Source organism: Rahnella victoriana, from assembly GCF_021276285.1.
In the GTDB taxonomy this organism is placed as follows: Bacteria; Pseudomonadota; Gammaproteobacteria; order Enterobacterales; family Enterobacteriaceae; genus Rahnella; species Rahnella victoriana.
The window spans coordinates 2643333-2659142 of record NZ_CP089919.1; the positions used below are offsets into that span (position 1 = coordinate 2643333).

General features: G+C 57.8%; 17 protein-coding genes and 1 tRNA gene. 13 read left to right on the forward strand and 5 right to left on the reverse strand.

The features are described 5' to 3' along the window. Positions 1-122 precede the first annotated feature (122 nt). Positions 123-199, forward strand: a tRNA-Asp gene (locus J9880_RS12280). An 86-nt stretch (positions 200-285) separates the two neighbouring features. Here J9880_RS12280 and J9880_RS12285 read toward each other — a convergent pair. Beyond that, positions 286-1788, reverse strand: a complete 1503-nt coding sequence (locus J9880_RS12285; RefSeq protein ID WP_095923164.1) for an NCS1 family nucleobase:cation symporter-1 — start codon at positions 1786-1788, stop codon at positions 286-288. Positions 1789-1965: 177 nt separating this feature from the next. On the opposite strand from J9880_RS12285, the gene J9880_RS12290 reads away from it, so the two are divergent. The 3 genes from J9880_RS12290 to puuE are packed head-to-tail and all read left to right on the forward strand — an operon-like array spanning position 1966 to position 4389. Then, positions 1966-2700 (forward strand): GntR family transcriptional regulator, encoded by a 735-nt coding sequence (locus J9880_RS12290; RefSeq protein WP_232769390.1) that lies wholly within the window; start codon positions 1966-1968, stop codon positions 2698-2700. Beyond that, positions 2700-3458, forward strand: coding sequence for an aspartate/glutamate racemase family protein (locus tag J9880_RS12295; protein ID WP_232769391.1), 759 nt, complete (start codon positions 2700-2702; stop codon positions 3456-3458). The genes J9880_RS12290 and J9880_RS12295 overlap by 1 nt, the downstream gene beginning before the upstream one ends. Then, positions 3451-4389, forward strand: a complete 939-nt coding sequence (puuE, locus tag J9880_RS12300) for an allantoinase PuuE (protein WP_119822746.1) — start codon at positions 3451-3453, stop codon at positions 4387-4389. Before J9880_RS12295 ends, puuE begins: the two co-directional genes overlap by 8 nt. A gap of 220 nt (positions 4390-4609) precedes the next feature. Here the strand turns inward: puuE and hpxZ are convergent, their stop codons facing one another. Genes hpxZ through J9880_RS12320 form a run of 4 tightly spaced genes read right to left on the reverse strand, consistent with a single transcriptional unit; the run spans position 4610 to position 8264 of the window. Continuing rightward, positions 4610-4993: an oxalurate catabolism protein HpxZ gene (gene hpxZ, locus J9880_RS12305; protein ID WP_095923160.1), complete on the reverse strand. Its 384-nt coding sequence runs from the start codon at positions 4991-4993 to the stop codon at positions 4610-4612. Positions 4994-5046: 53 nt separating this feature from the next. Further along, a complete protein-coding gene (locus J9880_RS12310; protein ID WP_131692839.1) occupies positions 5047-6450 on the reverse strand; it encodes an AtzE family amidohydrolase in 1404 nt (467 codons plus the stop codon). After that, on the reverse strand, positions 6447-6641 hold the full coding sequence (gene hpxX, locus J9880_RS12315; RefSeq protein WP_131692840.1) for an oxalurate catabolism protein HpxX: 195 nt from the start codon (positions 6639-6641) through the stop codon (positions 6447-6449). The genes J9880_RS12310 and hpxX overlap by 4 nt, the downstream gene beginning before the upstream one ends. 36 nt (positions 6642-6677) lie before the next feature. After that, on the reverse strand, positions 6678-8264 hold the full coding sequence (locus J9880_RS12320) for a gamma-glutamyltransferase family protein (RefSeq protein WP_232769392.1): 1587 nt from the start codon (positions 8262-8264) through the stop codon (positions 6678-6680). A 200-nt stretch (positions 8265-8464) separates the two neighbouring features. Here J9880_RS12320 and J9880_RS12325 point away from each other — a divergent pair, with 200 nt between their 5' ends. The 9 genes from J9880_RS12325 (at position 8465) to uraH (ending at position 15806) form a co-directional block, all read left to right on the forward strand. Beyond that, the gene (locus J9880_RS12325) at positions 8465-9304 is read left to right on the forward strand and encodes a MurR/RpiR family transcriptional regulator (protein ID WP_133822797.1); all 840 of its coding nucleotides are present in this window, start codon (positions 8465-8467) and stop codon (positions 9302-9304) included. Positions 9305-9568: 264 nt separating this feature from the next. After that, the gene (locus tag J9880_RS12330) at positions 9569-10354 is read left to right on the forward strand and encodes a transporter substrate-binding domain-containing protein (protein ID WP_232770469.1); all 786 of its coding nucleotides are present in this window, start codon (positions 9569-9571) and stop codon (positions 10352-10354) included. Positions 10355-10378: 24 nt separating this feature from the next. Then, on the forward strand, positions 10379-11044 hold the full coding sequence (locus tag J9880_RS12335; RefSeq protein WP_095923154.1) for an amino acid ABC transporter permease: 666 nt from the start codon (positions 10379-10381) through the stop codon (positions 11042-11044). 2 nt (positions 11045-11046) lie between these two features. Then, a complete protein-coding gene (locus tag J9880_RS12340; protein ID WP_232770470.1) occupies positions 11047-11697 on the forward strand; it encodes an amino acid ABC transporter permease in 651 nt (216 codons plus the stop codon). After that, positions 11697-12449 (forward strand): amino acid ABC transporter ATP-binding protein, encoded by a 753-nt coding sequence (locus J9880_RS12345; protein ID WP_112290577.1) that lies wholly within the window; start codon positions 11697-11699, stop codon positions 12447-12449. Before J9880_RS12340 ends, J9880_RS12345 begins: the two co-directional genes overlap by 1 nt. Before the next feature lie 18 nt (positions 12450-12467). Beyond that, positions 12468-13706: a pyridoxal-phosphate-dependent aminotransferase family protein gene (locus J9880_RS12350; protein WP_232769393.1), complete on the forward strand. Its 1239-nt coding sequence runs from the start codon at positions 12468-12470 to the stop codon at positions 13704-13706. After that, positions 13706-14980 (forward strand): allantoate amidohydrolase, encoded by a 1275-nt coding sequence (gene hpxK, locus J9880_RS12355; RefSeq protein WP_232769394.1) that lies wholly within the window; start codon positions 13706-13708, stop codon positions 14978-14980. The genes J9880_RS12350 and hpxK overlap by 1 nt, the downstream gene beginning before the upstream one ends. After that, the gene (gene uraD, locus J9880_RS12360) at positions 14977-15474 is read left to right on the forward strand and encodes a 2-oxo-4-hydroxy-4-carboxy-5-ureidoimidazoline decarboxylase (RefSeq protein WP_232769395.1); all 498 of its coding nucleotides are present in this window, start codon (positions 14977-14979) and stop codon (positions 15472-15474) included. The genes hpxK and uraD overlap by 4 nt, the downstream gene beginning before the upstream one ends. Further along, positions 15471-15806: a hydroxyisourate hydrolase gene (gene uraH, locus J9880_RS12365; protein ID WP_119822740.1), complete on the forward strand. Its 336-nt coding sequence runs from the start codon at positions 15471-15473 to the stop codon at positions 15804-15806. The genes uraD and uraH overlap by 4 nt, the downstream gene beginning before the upstream one ends. Positions 15807-15810: the final 4 nt, after the last annotated feature.

A 15810-nucleotide genomic window follows, 5' to 3' on the forward strand; every position in this document is an offset into this window, starting at 1 on the left:
TTGCACTGAAATTATCCAGCCTGCGGAAAAACTGTGCGGTTGATTGAAAATATCAGGAAAAGCATTGACGTAAAGGCGGGCATTCCTTAATATCCGCTCCGTTCTTAACCAGAACAAAACGCGGAGCGGTAGTTCAGTTGGTTAGAATACCTGCCTGTCACGCAGGGGGTCGCGGGTTCGAGCCCCGTCCGTTCCGCCACTATTCAGAAGCCCTGAGTGAGAAATCACTCAGGGCTTCGTCGTTTCAGCCGTCCTGGCTTCATCCCTCCCTGCAAAACGACCTGTTTATTCCACTTCGGTTTTCATAAAGCCCATTGCGCCGCTGGTTACGCGGTCATGACGGGCGATATAACGATAAAAACCTCCGGCCAGAAACGCACCGATAAACCAGCTGAAGTTCGCCACCTGATGCAGGCTCGGGGTAAAGCTGATGATCAGACCAATCGCCACCGCAGGTACCAGCGCGGCAATCGCTTTCGGGTTAAACCCGTTGCGGTACCAGTAACGGCCGGAAGGTGTGGCGTTAAACAGCGCATCCACATCCATATGACCGCGTTTAATCAGGTAATAATCCGCCAGCAGAATCCCGAACAATGGCCCGATGAATGACCCCAGAACGTCCAGCGTATAGTGGATAATTTCCGGTGACTGGAACAGGTTCCACGGCGTCAGCAGAACGGAACCGACGGCGGCGATCATCCCGCCGGTACGGAAACTGATTTTCTGCGGTGAACAGTTGGAGAAGTCGAACGCCGGTGACACAAAGTTCGCTACGATATTGATACCGATGGTCGCGATGATCATGGTCAGCAGACCGAGCGCCACCGCCACGCTGTTACCCACCCGGCTGACGGTTTCGATAGGATCGGTGATCATCTGGCCGAACAGAGATTGCGTCCCGGAAACGATCACCACGGTGACAATCGAGAACAGCAGGAAGTTAAACGGCAGCCCCCAGCGGTTACCGCGACGGATTTCGCCCATGCTTTTGCCGTAACGGGAGAAGTCGCCGAAATTGAGCAACGGACCGGAGAAGTAGGACACCACCAGCGCCGTCGCGGTCAGCATTTCCCAGCCCTGCTGGCCGACGGTCAGCGTTTTGGTGGACAATGTGAAAGAGATATTGCTCAGACCGGTTTTATACAAAATCCAGCCCGCCAGCATCAGCATGACGATATACACCGCCGGACCTGCCACATCGATAAAGCGTTTGATGGCGCTCATCCCGTGCCAGAACACCATCGCCTGCAACACCCACATAATACCGAAACAGATCCAGCCCAGCGCCGACAGACCCAGCCAGTGCGGCACGGTCAGCGGTGTCAGCGACGGGAAGAACTTCAGCAGCACCAGCATTAATGCGTTAGCCGCCAGATAGGTCTGAATGCCGTACCAGGCGAAAGCGATCAGCCCGCGGATCACCGCCGGAATGTTCGCGCCAAACACGCCGAATGCCTGACGGCAAATGACGGCGTAAGGTACACCGGCCTGCTGGCTGGGTTTCGCCACCAGATTGGCACAAATCTGCACGATACAAATCCCGCACAGCAAACACAGCAGCACCTGCCAGCTGGTCAGGCCAAGGGTGAAGAAACTCGCGGCGACCACATAACCGCCCATGCTGTGCACATCGGACATCCAGAAAGAAAAGATGTTGTACCAGCTCCAGTTCTGATGACGGGTGGGAGCAAGATCATCGTTACACAGCCGCGGGCTGTAATAAGGTTTGATGATCCCGGCGCTCTGTTCAGATGACGCCGTGGCGGAGGTGATTTCCTGATTTGGCATAAATCGTGCTCCTGTCATAAACAACATGTGAAAGTCGGAAGCCGGGTCCCGGCTGCCTAAAGTGAAAAAGCAGTCACAGGAGCACTGCATGAATCAGGCCAAATTTCATTTTTTGTATACAAAAAATCACTTTCATGTATACGATTAAATTCTCGAACGGTATACGGAGTAACGGCAATGACCAGTTGGAACGGGCTAAATACAGCCTATTTTACCGAGGATAAGGACGACCATATTTATAACGCGCTGGTGAGATCTATCGTGGAACACCAGCTTTTGCCTGGCAGCAAATTGCCGGAAGAAGCGCTGGCTGAGGTGTTTTCAGTAAGCCGCACGGGGATCCGCCGCGTCCTGCAACGCCTTGCCGCAGTGCAACTGGTCACGTTATTGCCCAAACGTGGTGCGCATGTCACCACGCCGGATGCTCAGGAATCCCGCGATGTGTTCGCCACCCGTAAAATTCTGGAGTGCGCCAACCTGCCGCAGGTGATCGCGCATTGCCAGTCGCCGCATCTGGTGGCGATGAAAAAACTGGTGCAGGAAGAAAAGCGCGCTCACGATGAACGCAACGGCGCTGCGGCGATCCGCCTTTCCGCCGCCTTCCACGTTCAGCTACAGGCCATTTCCGGCAATAAAGTGCTGACCGAATCCGTCTCGCAACTGACCCTGCGTTCCTCGCTGGCGATTGCCGCCTGGGGCGCGCCGTGGCAACAGGGCTGCCGTTGTCATGACCATGACGACCTTATCGATTTGCTGAAAAAGCGCGATGTCGCCGGGCTGACGGAGAGCATGGCGCATCACTTCGACAGCATCGTCGCCAGCCTGCGTTTTGAGCAGAACAACGGACACACGCCGGATTTTGCGCAGATTTTTGGCACGCAGAAGCCGGTCACCGGTAAGGACGCTGACTGATGGCCAACCCGCTCTGTATACAACTGATCAACCCGAACACCAGTCTGGCGATGACTGAGGTCATGGCGCACACCGCCCGCTCGGTGGCGTCGCCGGAGACACAAATTCTGGCGGTTTGCCCTGAAGAGGGGGCACCGTCCATTGAAGGGCATTTCGATGAAGCGATTGCGACGCTCGGCGTATTGCAGCAGATAAAAGCCGGGCGTGACGCGGGCGTGGACGGGCACATTATTGCCTGTTTCGGCGATCCGGGATTACTCGCTGCCCGCGAGCTGGCACGTGCGCCGGTGATCGGCATTGCCGAAGCGGCGATGCATCTTGCCACCTTGCTGGCGACGCGTTTCTCGATTGTCACCACCTTACCGCGCACGCTGACCATCGCCCGCCATTTGCTGCATCAGTACGGCTTTGAACGCCATTGCGCCGCTTTACATGCCATCGATTTGCCGGTGCTGTCGCTGGAAGACGGCAGCGGACTGGCGCAGGAAAAAGTGCGTGAGCAATGTATCGCGGTCAAAAAATCCGACGGCAGCGGGGCGATTGTCCTGGGTTGCGGCGGAATGGCCGATCTGGCGCAGGCACTGACGCTGGAGCTGAATATCCCGGTGATCGACGGGGTCAGCGCGGCGGTGAAAATGGTTGAGTCGCTGGCGGCGCTGCGTCTGACGACCAGTAAACATGGCGATCTGGATTATCCGCTGGAAAAACCTTTGTCTGGCCGTTTTGCCGGGCTGAATCTGAGAGAACACTATGTCTGATATGGAATACGGTTTTAGCGAAACTTATCCGCGTGACTTAATCGGTTACGCCGGACGTCCGCCGCACGCCAACTGGCCGGGCAACGCCCGCATCGCCGTGCAGTTTGTGCTGAATTACGAAGAGGGCGCAGAGAACAACGTTCTGCACGGTGATGCCGGTTCTGAGCAATTCCTGTCTGACATCATTGGTGCAGCCAGTTTCCCCGACCGCCATATGTCGATGGATTCACTGTACGAATACGGATCCCGTGCCGGGTTCTGGCGCATCCACAACGAGTTTCAGAAACGCGGTCTGCCGCTGACTGTTTTCGGTGTGGCGATGGCGCTGGCACGCAATCCGGAAATCGTCAGCGCCATCAAAGCGGCCGATTACGATATCGTCAGCCACGGCTGGCGCTGGATCCATTATCAGAACATGAGCAAAGCCGAAGAGGCGGAGCACATGCAAAAAGCGGTCACCGTGCTGAGCGACCTGTTCGGTAAAGCGCCATCGGGCTGGTACACCGGCCGCGACAGCCCGAACACCCGTCAGCTGGTCGCGGAATCGGGCGGATTCCAGTATGACAGCGATTATTACGGCGACGACCTGCCATTCTGGATGCCGGTGAAACTGGAAAGTGGCGAAACGAAACAGCATCTGGTGATCCCTTACACGCTGGAAACCAACGATATGCGTTTCGCCTCCCCGCAGGGTTTCAACACCGGCGAGCAGTTTTATACCTATCTGAAAGACACGTTTGACGTGTTGTACGCTGAAGGGGAAACTTCGCCGAAAATGATGTCGGTCGGTATGCACTGCCGGATCCTCGGCCGTCCGGGGAGATTTCGCGCTTTACAGCGGTTTCTCGATTACATCGGGTCACATGAGAAGGTGTGGGTTTGTAAGCGGCAGGATATTGCCGACCATTGGGTTAAACATTTCGGTGTTTAATCCCGAAATTCAACACCTTGGGCTCGCCGCCCAAACTGGCCATAGCGACAGCTATTAAACTCCCTCCCCTGCGAAGGGGAGGGTTGGGGTGGGGTATTAAACAGAAATTAAGATCTCAGAGTTTTCTCTGATCCGGTGTTAGCCCTTAAAACCCCCTCCCAACCTCCCCCTTCGCAGGGGGAGGAGAAAATTTCCAAAGCTGAACCGCCCAATGGTTCGGTCAAACCATCAGACTCACATGGGCCGCCACAATCTTCCAGCCACTCGCCATCTTCACCCACGTCTGCTGCTGACGCCCAATCTTGTCGGTGCCTTCACGGCGGAATTCCGTGCTGGCGACGGCCATGTCATCGCCGAAGGTGGTGATGGTGGTGTTGACCAGATCCCGGTCTAACCCCTGCGACGATCGCGCAGATCGGAATGCGCGGATGGCATCAATGCCGTAAAGATTTTCCCCCGCGCCATAACGCACAGTACGCGGGTCATGCCAGAACAGTTCGTCAAGTACGGCGGTGTCGTTACTGATCAGCGCCTGTTCATAGCGATAAAACGCCGCGTTCATTTCGGCAAGGATCGCCGGGCGGTCGATATGTTCAGTTTTCATGATGACTCTCTTTACTCTTTTCACTTCACCCTGGAAAACGGGGATGCGGGACGTTACGCAGGCATCACCGGAGAACTGCTGACGTTCACAATGCCTTGTTGCTCAAGCGCACGGGCGGCACGCAGGCACAGGTCTTCGCGCCACGGTGGCGCAATCAGTTGTAATCCTATCGGCAGGCCGCCGGACGTGGTGACGGGCACCGTGACCACCGGCAGACCGAGGAATGAGATCGGCTGAGTCAGCATACCCATATTGGCACGCGTCGGCAGATCCTGCCCGTTGATACGTATAGTGTCCTGACCGATTAACGTGGCCGGACACGGCGTGGCTGGCGCGATCAGAATGTCCCAATGATCGAACAAGGGCAAGATTTGCTGCTGAAAATGCTGACGAAAACGCTGCGCCTGTACATACCACGCCGCCGGGATCATCGCCCCGGCAAGTAAACGTTCGCGCGATAACGGCTCAAACTGGTCCGGAACAGTGCGCAATTTTGGCAAATACTGATTACCGCCTTCAGAGGCGCTGATGATAAACGCGGCGGAGCGTGCCAGTTCAGCCTGTGGCATCTCGGTTTCTTCCTGTGCGTCCAGCGCCTGCGCTATCTGGCGCACCGCCGCTTTGGCATGGTCGTCGCACCAGGTGGAAAAATAACCGCCAAGTACTGCGGTGCGCAAACCCTGCTGACCGCGCCCGAGCTGAGAAAATGTTTCGGTAACAGGTTTATCTGCCTGGAAGTGATCCTGCGGATCTGTGCCCTGCATGGCGTCATACACCTGCGCCAGATCCTCGCTGCACCGCGCCATCGGGCCGATATGATCGAGGCTGGCGACGAACGGCTGACTGCCGCGACGTGAAATGCGTCCGAAGGTGGGTTTCAGCCCCAGTATGCCGCTTAATGAAGAGGGGACGCGGATCGATCCGTTGGTATCGCTGCCGAGAGTGAAATGCACCAGACCGGCGGCGACGGCGGCGGCTGAACCACCGGAAGAACCTCCGGCCACGCGCGCCAGATCCCGCGGGTTACGGGTGGCACCATAATGGCTGTTTTCCGTGGTGAAACCGTAGGCGTAAGCATCCATATTCAGCATGCCGGAAAGCATCGCGCCCTGTGCCGCGAGGCGGGAAACCGTCCAGGCATCATGGCGTGCGGCGGCGTTGCTGCTGTTGAGGCTCGCGCCTGCCAGCGTTACTTCACCGGCCACGTCCAGCAGGTTTTTTACCGCATACGGAATGCCTGCCAGCGGCGGTAAAATCGCGCCGCTGGCACGGGTTTTATCGACTTTTGCGGCTTCGCTCAGCATGCGTTCGCGGGTGATATGCGTCCAGGCGTTGATCACCGGATTGGCCTGTTCAACCGCATCAAGCGTCGACGTTGCAATCTCTGTCGCTGAAATGTCACCCTGAACAATGGCCTGATGTAACTGACTGATAGTAAAACGATCAAAGGATGTCATGCGCGGTACACCCCGGCAATTTCCAGACGCGGGTCGAGCGGTAAATCCATCAGCGGCTGCGCCATTTGCGCGATGCGGCTGAACTGTACCAGTAATTCCTGACGACGGACGTCGTCGAGTTCCAGCGCCAGAACGGATTCCATCTGGCGGATATACGCGGCCCAGTCGGTCGCTGCGGGGGTATTTTTCATGCTGCTTCCTTATCAATTCTCATGAGCGAACTCTGATCAAAATCCGGCGGCGCTGCCGTTGCTGCGCGGGTCGGAGGCACCTTCAAACATGCCATTGGTATGGCGGACAATGGCACCGGCGTGGCCGACGGCTTCGCTGAAATCCGGCAACAGTTCGACGTCGTGACCGCGCTGTCTCAGTCCCGCCAGCGTCGGATAGGCGAAACGGCCCTCCAGTTTCAGTGAGTCCGAACTTTCGCCCCAGGTACGGCCCAGCAACCAGCGCGGACCGCTGATCGCCTGCTGTAAAGACTGACCCTGCACCACATGGCGGATAAACACCGCGGCCTGGGTTTGCGGCTGGCCGTCACCGCCCATCGAGCCGTACACCATGGTGCGCCCGTCGTATAAGCGTGCGGCGGCGGGATTGAGGGTGTGGAACGGTTGTTTGCCCGGCGCGAGTGCCAGCAAATGTCCGGCGTCGAGGCTGAAAGACGCGCCACGGTTTTGCCACAACACGCCGCTGCCCGGCAGCACGACTCCACTGCCGAACTCGTGATAAATGCTCTGGATAAAGGACACCGCCAGCCCGCTGCTGTCCATCACGCCCATCCAGACGGTATCGCCCGGCCCTTTACCTTTGCCCCAGTCTGCGGCGCTGTGCGGTTTGATGCGGGTGGCGAGAGCGTCGAGATACTGCGGATCCAGCAGATCCTGCGCGTCCTGCGTCATCATGCGCGGGTCGGTGATAAAGCGGTCGCGCAGGCCGAACGCCAGTTTGGTGGCCTCCACCACGCTGTGAATGGTGGCGCTTTCATCCATGGTTTCCAGCGGCAGGCGATCGGTCAGCCCGAGAATGGCCAGCGAAACCAGTCCCTGCGTCGGCGGGGTCAGGTTGTAGATTTCGCCTTTGCTGTGTTTAAGGCGCAGCGGCACACGGCGCTGCGGTTTATAAGCGGCGAGATCGGCACGGGTCACCGGCATGCCGAGTTTCTCCATGTCGGCGGCCATGTTGTCGGCCAGTTCGCCGCGATAGAAACTGTTCAGTCCGTCCTCACACAGCATCGACAGGGTTTGTGCCAGCTGCGGTTGGGTGAAACGGTTACCGGCACGCGGCACATCGCCGTTAGGCAAAAAGATGTCGGCAAAGGCGCGGAAATCCTTCAGCTCATGTTTTTTGGCGCGGGTGGCGGCTTCCTGCGAGGCGGTGACCGGAATACCGTCAGCCGCATAGCGGATGGCATCGCGCAGCAGGCGGGAGAGGGGTTTCTGTTCGCCACCCAATTCAGCCGACACATTCAGTGCTTCCTGCCAGCCGCCGACAGTGCCCGCAACCGTCAGCGCGGATTTCGGGCCACGATGGGGAATGTGCGTTTCACCAGCGTAGAAATCGAGAGAGGCGAGGGCGCCCGCCGCGCCGCTGGCATCGATAGCCACCGGATTGCCCTGCGGCGGCACAATCAGCCAGAAGCCGTCGCCGCCCAGCCCGTTCATGTGCGGATACACCACGGCAATCGTGGCGGCTGCCGCCACCATGGCTTCGATGGCATTGCCGCCTTCGCGCAATACCGCAAGCGCACTCTGGCTCGCCAGATGATGAGGTGTGACCGCCATGCCCAGCGGTGCGCTGTTACTGTTAATCATGCGATGTCCTTTTTTGAGACGCTTTTTTTATGCTGCCCGTGCTTGCAGGGTTGAGGGCGCGTAGGGATAAAGTTAAGCAAGAGGTGTTCCACATCGGCAAAAGCCGCCGGCTTTCGCACATAATTTTGCTTGCATTGGCAAGCATAGTGCATGGTATGTTCCGCTGAATGGCTGAAACATTGGTTACAAAAGGGACGGAGATGAAACAGATAGATGAACGTCTGCGTGACCATTACGCAGAACTGACGCCGCAGGAACAGCGGGTGGCAGACTTTATTTTTGCCAGCATCGACGACCTGATGAGTTACAACAGCGCCGAACTGGCGCGGCTCAGCGGCGTATCGAAAGCCACGGTCAGCCGCCTGTTTAAACGCCTCGGTTATCCGAGCTATCGCGATATGCGTGATGAGATGCGCACCCTGCGCCAGAGCGGAATGCCGCTGACCGACAGCCGCGATGCGGTACAGGGCAACACCTTGTTATCCCGGCACTACAAGCAGGAAATGGCGAACCTGACGCAGTGGATTAACCAGATTGATGGCGTACAGTTTGGCGCGCTGATCACCGCGCTGAGTCAGGCGCGACAGGTGCGGTTGCTGGGTTTTCGTAACAGTTATCCGGTGGCGCTGCACCTTCGTCAGCAGCTGATTCAGGTGCGCGCAGGCGTGATGATGATGCCGCAACCGGGGCAAACGCTGGCGGAAGAACTGGTGGATCTCACTGCGCAGGATGTGGTGATTTTTGTCGCCTTCCGCCGCAGGCCGCGCATGGCGAAGGCCATTCTGACGCAGTTACACACGCTGTGTGTGCCGGTCCTACTGGTGTGCGAGCCACAGGCACAGACGCTTATCCCGCTGGCGACCTGGCATCTGGCCGCGCCGCTCGACAGTGTCTCGGCGTTCGACAGTTATTCTTCTGCCATGAGTCTGGCGAATTTACTCAGTAATGCATTGCTGCACGATATGCTCGCTCAGGGCCGTCAGCGTATTCATCAGATCAGCGATCTTTACGCCGATCTCGACGAACTGGAGCAACGCTGATCCCCGTCTGAGGGGCAAACGGGGCGCTTTTCTGGTGCTCCTGCACAATGATAGTGCGTTATGAAATGCCTTTCCTTCCTGCTTTTGCCCTGGTTCAGGGCAAAAAAACCCGCCTGCCGGTTCCGCCACTTTTTATAATTCCTTGTCTCACCGTGACTTTGCGCACATTTTTCCTGCTGCGTGGCTTTTGGCACATTCGTTGCAAAGTTTTAAATATAAGAATCTATCGTTCCAAAAACCTTTCACCGGAGATAATCTATGAACATGAACAAACGGCTGTTGGCATGGGCAGGCGCGGCAATGCTGGTGCTTCAGGCATCCGGCGCGATGGCCGATCAGTTGCAGGATATTCAGAAGCGCGGCGTGCTGCGCGTGGCGGTGCCGCAGGACTTCCCGCCGTTTGGTTCGGTGAGCAAGGATTTGCAGCCGGAAGGTTATGACATCGACATGGCGCAGTATCTGGCCGACAAGATGAAACTTAAGTTGCAACTGGTGCCGGTGACCAGCGCCAACCGCGTGCCTTACCTGCAAACGGATAAAGTCGATCTGGTGATTTCCAGCCTCGGCAAAAACGCCGAGCGCGAAAAAGTGATCGATTTCAGTAACGCCTATGCGCCGTTCTTCCTCGGCGTGTTTGGCGCGCAGGGTGACAAACTGGCCGATCTGAAAACACTGTCCGGCAAAACCATCGGCGTGACCCGTGGCGCGGTAGAAGATCTGGCGCTGACCGATGTGGCGCCGAAAGATGCCAAAATTCAGCGTTATGAAGACAACAACACCACGTTGTCAGCGTACCTGTCCGGTCAGGTGGAATACATCGCCACCGGTAACCTGGTGGTGGCGGCCATTGCCCGCATGAATCCGGCTAAAGCGCCGGTGTCGAAAGTGATGCTGAAAGACTCGCCGTGCTACGTCGGCCTGCGTAAAGACGAACCGGCGCTGAAAGATAAAGTGAATGCCCTGATCGCCGAAGGTATCAAAGATAAAACGCTGAATACGCTGTCCGAAAAATGGATGAAGGCTCCGCTGCCGGCTTCCATCGGCGCGTAATTAACGTTTTCACGGAGATCTTTCATGACCTATCAGCTTAACTTTAGCGCGCTGTGGCCTTATATGCCGGAACTGCTGGCCGGTTTATGGACCACCATTGAGCTGACGGTACTGGCAACGGTTGGCGGTGTCGCAATAGGGATTTGCGGCGCAGCCATCCGCTGCGGCAACCATAAAACCCTGCGTGCGGTCTGGGGCGTGTATGTCGAAGCCATCCGTAATACGCCGTTTGTGGTGCAGTTGTTTTTCATTGTGTTTGGCCTGCCGGCCATCGGTCTGAAAATGACCGCCGGTGAGGCGGCGCTGCTGGCGATGCTGATTAACCTCGGCGCGTACAGCACGGAAATTATCCGCGCCGGTATTCAGGTGACGCCGAAAGGCCAGTGGGAAGCCGGGCGCGTGCTGGGATTAACCCGCAGCCAGACGTTTCTGCGCGTCGTATTACCGCCGTCGCTGAAACGCATTTATCCGTCGCTGGTCAGCCAGTGCATTATCGTGATGCTCGGATCTTCCGTGGTGTCGCAGGTGTCTTTTGAGGAACTGACGTTTGCTGCAAACTTAATTCAGTCGCGCACTTTCCTCAGTTTTGAAGTGTATCTGGTCACCACCTTGTTCTATCTGTTGCTGTCGGTGGCGATGCGTCAGCTGTTGCTGCTGGCCGGACGCCGTGTCTTTGGGAGTGAAAACTGATGATGACCTTCACCGACTGGGACATTGTGCGCAATCTCCTGCTGGCGGCGCGCTGGACCTTGCTGCTGTCGCTGACCGCGTTTATCGGCGGCACGCTGGTGACCTTGCCGCTGCTGTTATTGCGGCTGACCAAACGCCGCTGGCCGACACGGTTTGTGCGTCTGTATTCCGAACTGTTTCAGGGCACGCCGCTGCTGATGCAGCTGTTCCTGGCCTTCTTCGGGCTTGGCCTGTTTGGCATCAACGTCAGCCCGTGGACCGCCGCCGCGCTGGCGCTGACGCTGTATACCAGCGCGTATCTGGTGGATATCTGGAGCGGCAGTATTGCCGCGCTGCCGAAAGGTCAGTGGGAAGCGTCACGCTGTCTCGGCCTGAATTTCGGTCAGACCTTATGGCGGGTGATCACCCCGCAGGCGCTGCGGATTGCCATTGCGCCGACCGTCGGGTTTTCCGTGCAGGTGGTGAAAGGCACCGCGCTGGCGTCGATTATCGGTTTTGTCGAACTGACCAAAGCCGGAACCATGCTGAACAACGTGACGTATGAGCCGTTCAAAGTGTTTGGATTAGTGGCGCTGGGCTACTTCCTGATGTGCTATCCGCTGTCCCGTTACAGTCAGCATTTAGAAAAATCATTGCGTGGAGATAAACAGTAATGCCACTGATCACCATCAATCAGGTTCAGAAATATTACGGTCAGAACCACGTGCTGAAAGGCGTGGATCTGGATATCGACAGCGGCGAAGTGATTTCGATCATCGGCCGCAGCGGTTCAGGTAAAAGCACGCTGTTGCGCTGCATGAACGGGCTGGAAGGCTATCAGGAAGGCAGCATCAAACTGGGCGGCATGACCATCACTGACCGCGATTCTCAGGCGCGTGACATCAGCCGTTCCGTCGGTATGGTGTTTCAGAGCTTCAATCTTTTTCCGCACATGACCGCGCTGGAAAACGTCATGCTGGCACCACGGCGCGTGCTGAAAAAGTCCGCCGCCGAATGCCGTGAACTGGCCGCGCAGATGCTGGCGAAAGTCGGGCTGGCGGATCGCATGGATTATTACCCGTCGAATCTTTCCGGCGGCCAGCAGCAACGTGTGGCGATTGCCCGTGCGCTGGCGATGAACCCGAAAGTGCTGCTGTGTGATGAAATCACCTCGGCACTGGATCCGGAATTAGTCGGCGAAGTATTGAAAGTGCTCGAGCAACTGGCGAAAGAAGGCATGACGCTGGTGCTGGTGACGCACGAAATGAATTTTGCCCGCGAAGTGGGCGACCGCGTGGTGTTTATGCATCAGGGCACCGTGTGGGAACAGGGCGAAAGCCGGGCGTTGTTTGCCAATCCGCAAACCCCCGAGCTGAAACAGTTTATCGCATCCGTCCGCGGCCTTAGTGAGGCTGCTGCAAGCTAACATTGTAAAGGATTAACTATGTCAGATTTCATCTCTCCCGGACAAATCAACCCGCCAACCCGTCTGCTGATGGGGCCGGGGCCAATCAATGCTGACCCGCGCGTGCTGCGGGCAATGGCGAGTCAGCTGGTCGGGCAATACGACCCGGTAATGACCGGCTACATGAACGAAGTGATGGCGCTGTACCGTGCGCTGTATAAAACCGAAAACCAGTGGACGTTACTGATCGACGGCACCTCGCGCGCCGGTATCGAAGCCGTGCTGCTTTCCGGCATCCGTCCGGGCGACAAAGTGCTGGTGCCGGTGTTTGGCCGTTTCGGCCATCTGCTGTGTGAAATTGCCCGCCGCTGCCGCGCCGAAGTGCACACCATCGAAGCGCCGTGGGGCGAAGTGTTTGATCCGCAGCAGATTGAAGATGCGATTAAATCGGTAAAACCGCGCTGGCTGCTGACCGTGCAGGGCGATACGTCCACCACCATGTTGCAACCGCTGGAGCAACTGGGTGAAATCTGCCGCCGTCACGGCGTGCTGTTTTACTCCGATGCCACTGCGTCCTTTGGCGGTAACCCGCTGGAAACCGATGCCTGGGGCTTAGACGCGGTGTCTGCCGGTTTGCAGAAATGCCTCGGCGGCCCGTCCGGCAGCTCACCGGTGACCATCAGCCCGCGTTTTGAAGAGCAAATCCGCCGCCGTAAATGCGTGGAAGAAGGCATCCGTACCGCTGATCACGCCGACGGTGACGACGAGATGATCTATTCCAACTATTTCGATCTGGGCATGATCATGGATTACTGGGGGCCGGAGCGTCTGAATCATCACACCGAAGCCACCAGCATGCTGTTTGCGGCGCGTGAGTGCGCGCGCATCATTCTGGAAGAAGGGCTGGATACCGGCATCGCCCGTCACAAACTGCACGGCGGCGCGCTGCTGGCAGGGATTCAGGGCATGGGGCTGGAAGTGTTCGGCGACCTGAATAACCGCATGAACAACGTGCTCGGCGTGGTCATTCCGCAGGGCGTTCATGGCGAACAGGTGCGCCAGATGATGCTTAACGATTTCAGCATTGAAATCGGCACATCATTTGGCCCGCTGGCCGGGAAAATCTGGCGTATCGGCACCATGGGTTACAACGCGCGTAAAGACTGCGTGTTGCAAACGCTGGTGGCGCTGGAAGCGGTGCTCAAACGTCTGGGCTTCGCGTCGAAATACGGCGCTGGCGCGCAGGCCGCCTGGGATCACTACGCAGGAGGTCAGTAATGGCAGAAGCCTTTACGCTGGCTGCGGTTTCCGAAAGCGCAAAGCTTGCCGCTGAACGGGTGATGGCGCGCTGCGATGCGCTGGCCGCCATCAGCGAAACACCGGGGCAACTGACCCGCGTGTATCTCTCAGCCGAACATTTGCAGGCCAATCAGGTGGTGGGCGACTGGATGGAAGCGGCCGGTATGCGCGTCTGGCAGGACAGCGTCGGCAATATCTGCGGGCGCTACGAAGGGCTGGATCCTTCGGCTCCCGCCATCCTGCTCGGTTCGCATCTCGACAGCGTGCGTAATGCGGGGCGATACGATGGCCCGCTGGGCGTGCTGACCGCGCTGGAAGTGGTGGCGCATCTGCATCAGAACGCCATCCGTTTGCCGATGGCGGTGGAAATCGTCGGCTTCTGCGATGAGGAAGGCACGCGTTTTGGCATCACGCTGCTGGGCAGTCGCGGGCTGACCGGCACCTGGCCAGCCGGCTGGCTGGAACGTCAGGACGCGCAGGGGATTTCTGTCGCACAGGCGATGCAGAATGTCGGGCTGGATCCGCTGAAGATCGGCGCGTCACAGCGCGCGGTCAGCGATTTCTGCGCGTACCTCGAATTGCACATCGAGCAGGGACCGTGCCTGCAAACGGCAGATGTGCCGCTCGGTGTGGTCACGGCGATTAACGGCGCACGTCGTCTCAATTGCGAATTCACCGGTCACGCCGGACATGCCGGAACCGTACCGATGGGGCAGCGTCAGGATGCGCTGACCGCCGCCGCCGAATGGACGCTGGCGATTGAAAGTATCACCACCGCCACCGGCCGCAATCTGGTGGCAACGGTCGGCACACTGGAATGTCTGCCGGGCGCGGTGAATGTTATTCCGGGGCAGGTCAAACTGTCGCTGGATGTACGCGGACCGCGTGATGATGATCTCTCTGCGCTGCTGGAAACGCTGCTGGCAAAAGGCCGCGATATCGCGGCACGGCGCGGCCTGACCTTCGCCGCTGAGCAGTTTTACGCTATCAGCGCGACGGAATGTCACGCCGGTCTGCAACACCGCCTCAGCCAGAGCGTTTTACAATTACAGGGACAGGCGATGTCGCTGCCAAGCGGAGCAGGGCACGACGCGATTGCCATCGCAGAATGCTGGCCGGTCGGCATGTTGTTTGTGCGCTGTAAAGACGGCGTCAGCCATCATCCCGATGAATCTGTCACCACCGGCGACGTGGCTTACGCGGTGCAGGCGTATATCAATACCGTGCTGAGTTTTGCTGAGGGGCATTTATGACCTTTGAAGAATTCAATGCGCTGTCCGAATTTGAAGCCGTTGCCCTGTTGCGCCCGCTGGTGAATATTCCTTCGTGGGCGAAAATCGTCAGTGACGGACGGCCTTACGCTTCTGCGCAAGACGTGCTGCATCGCGCTGAAGCGGCCTGCGAAAGCTGGCAGCCGGAAGAGATTACGCAGGCGCTGTCAGCACATCCGCGCATTGGCGAGCGAGCGAGCGGTGCCAGCAAAGAAGCGCAGCTTTCCCGTGGCGAACAGGCAACGCTGAACATCAGTCAGCAGGCAGTGATTGATGCGCTGCATGACGGTAATCTGCGTTATGAACAGCGTTTTGGCCGGGTGTTTCTGATCCGCGCGAAAGGCCGCTGTTCAGAGGAGATTCTGGATAACCTGCAACGGCGGCTGAAAAATAAACCGGACGCGGAAGATCAGGAAACGGCACAACAGCTGAAAGAAATTACCCTGCTGCGTTTAAAGGAGATATTCCCGTTATGACACGCATCACTACCCATATTTTGGATACGTCTTTAGGGCAGCCTGCGGCCAATGTGCGCGTCTGGCTGGAACACCTTGAAGGGCGAAGCATCACGCTCGTCAGCGAAACCCAAACCGACGCCGATGGCCGCGCCGCGAAATTAACGCCGGAGCCGGTGGCTTCCGGGCATTACCGGTTGTGTGCGGATATCGGCGCGTATTTCACGGCGACCGGCCGCGAAACGCTGTATCACTCGGCGATCATTGATGTGGTGATCGACGGCAGTCAGGATCATTACCATCTGCCGCTGCTGATCAGTCCGTATTCTTATTCAACGTATCGCGGCAGTTAGCTTT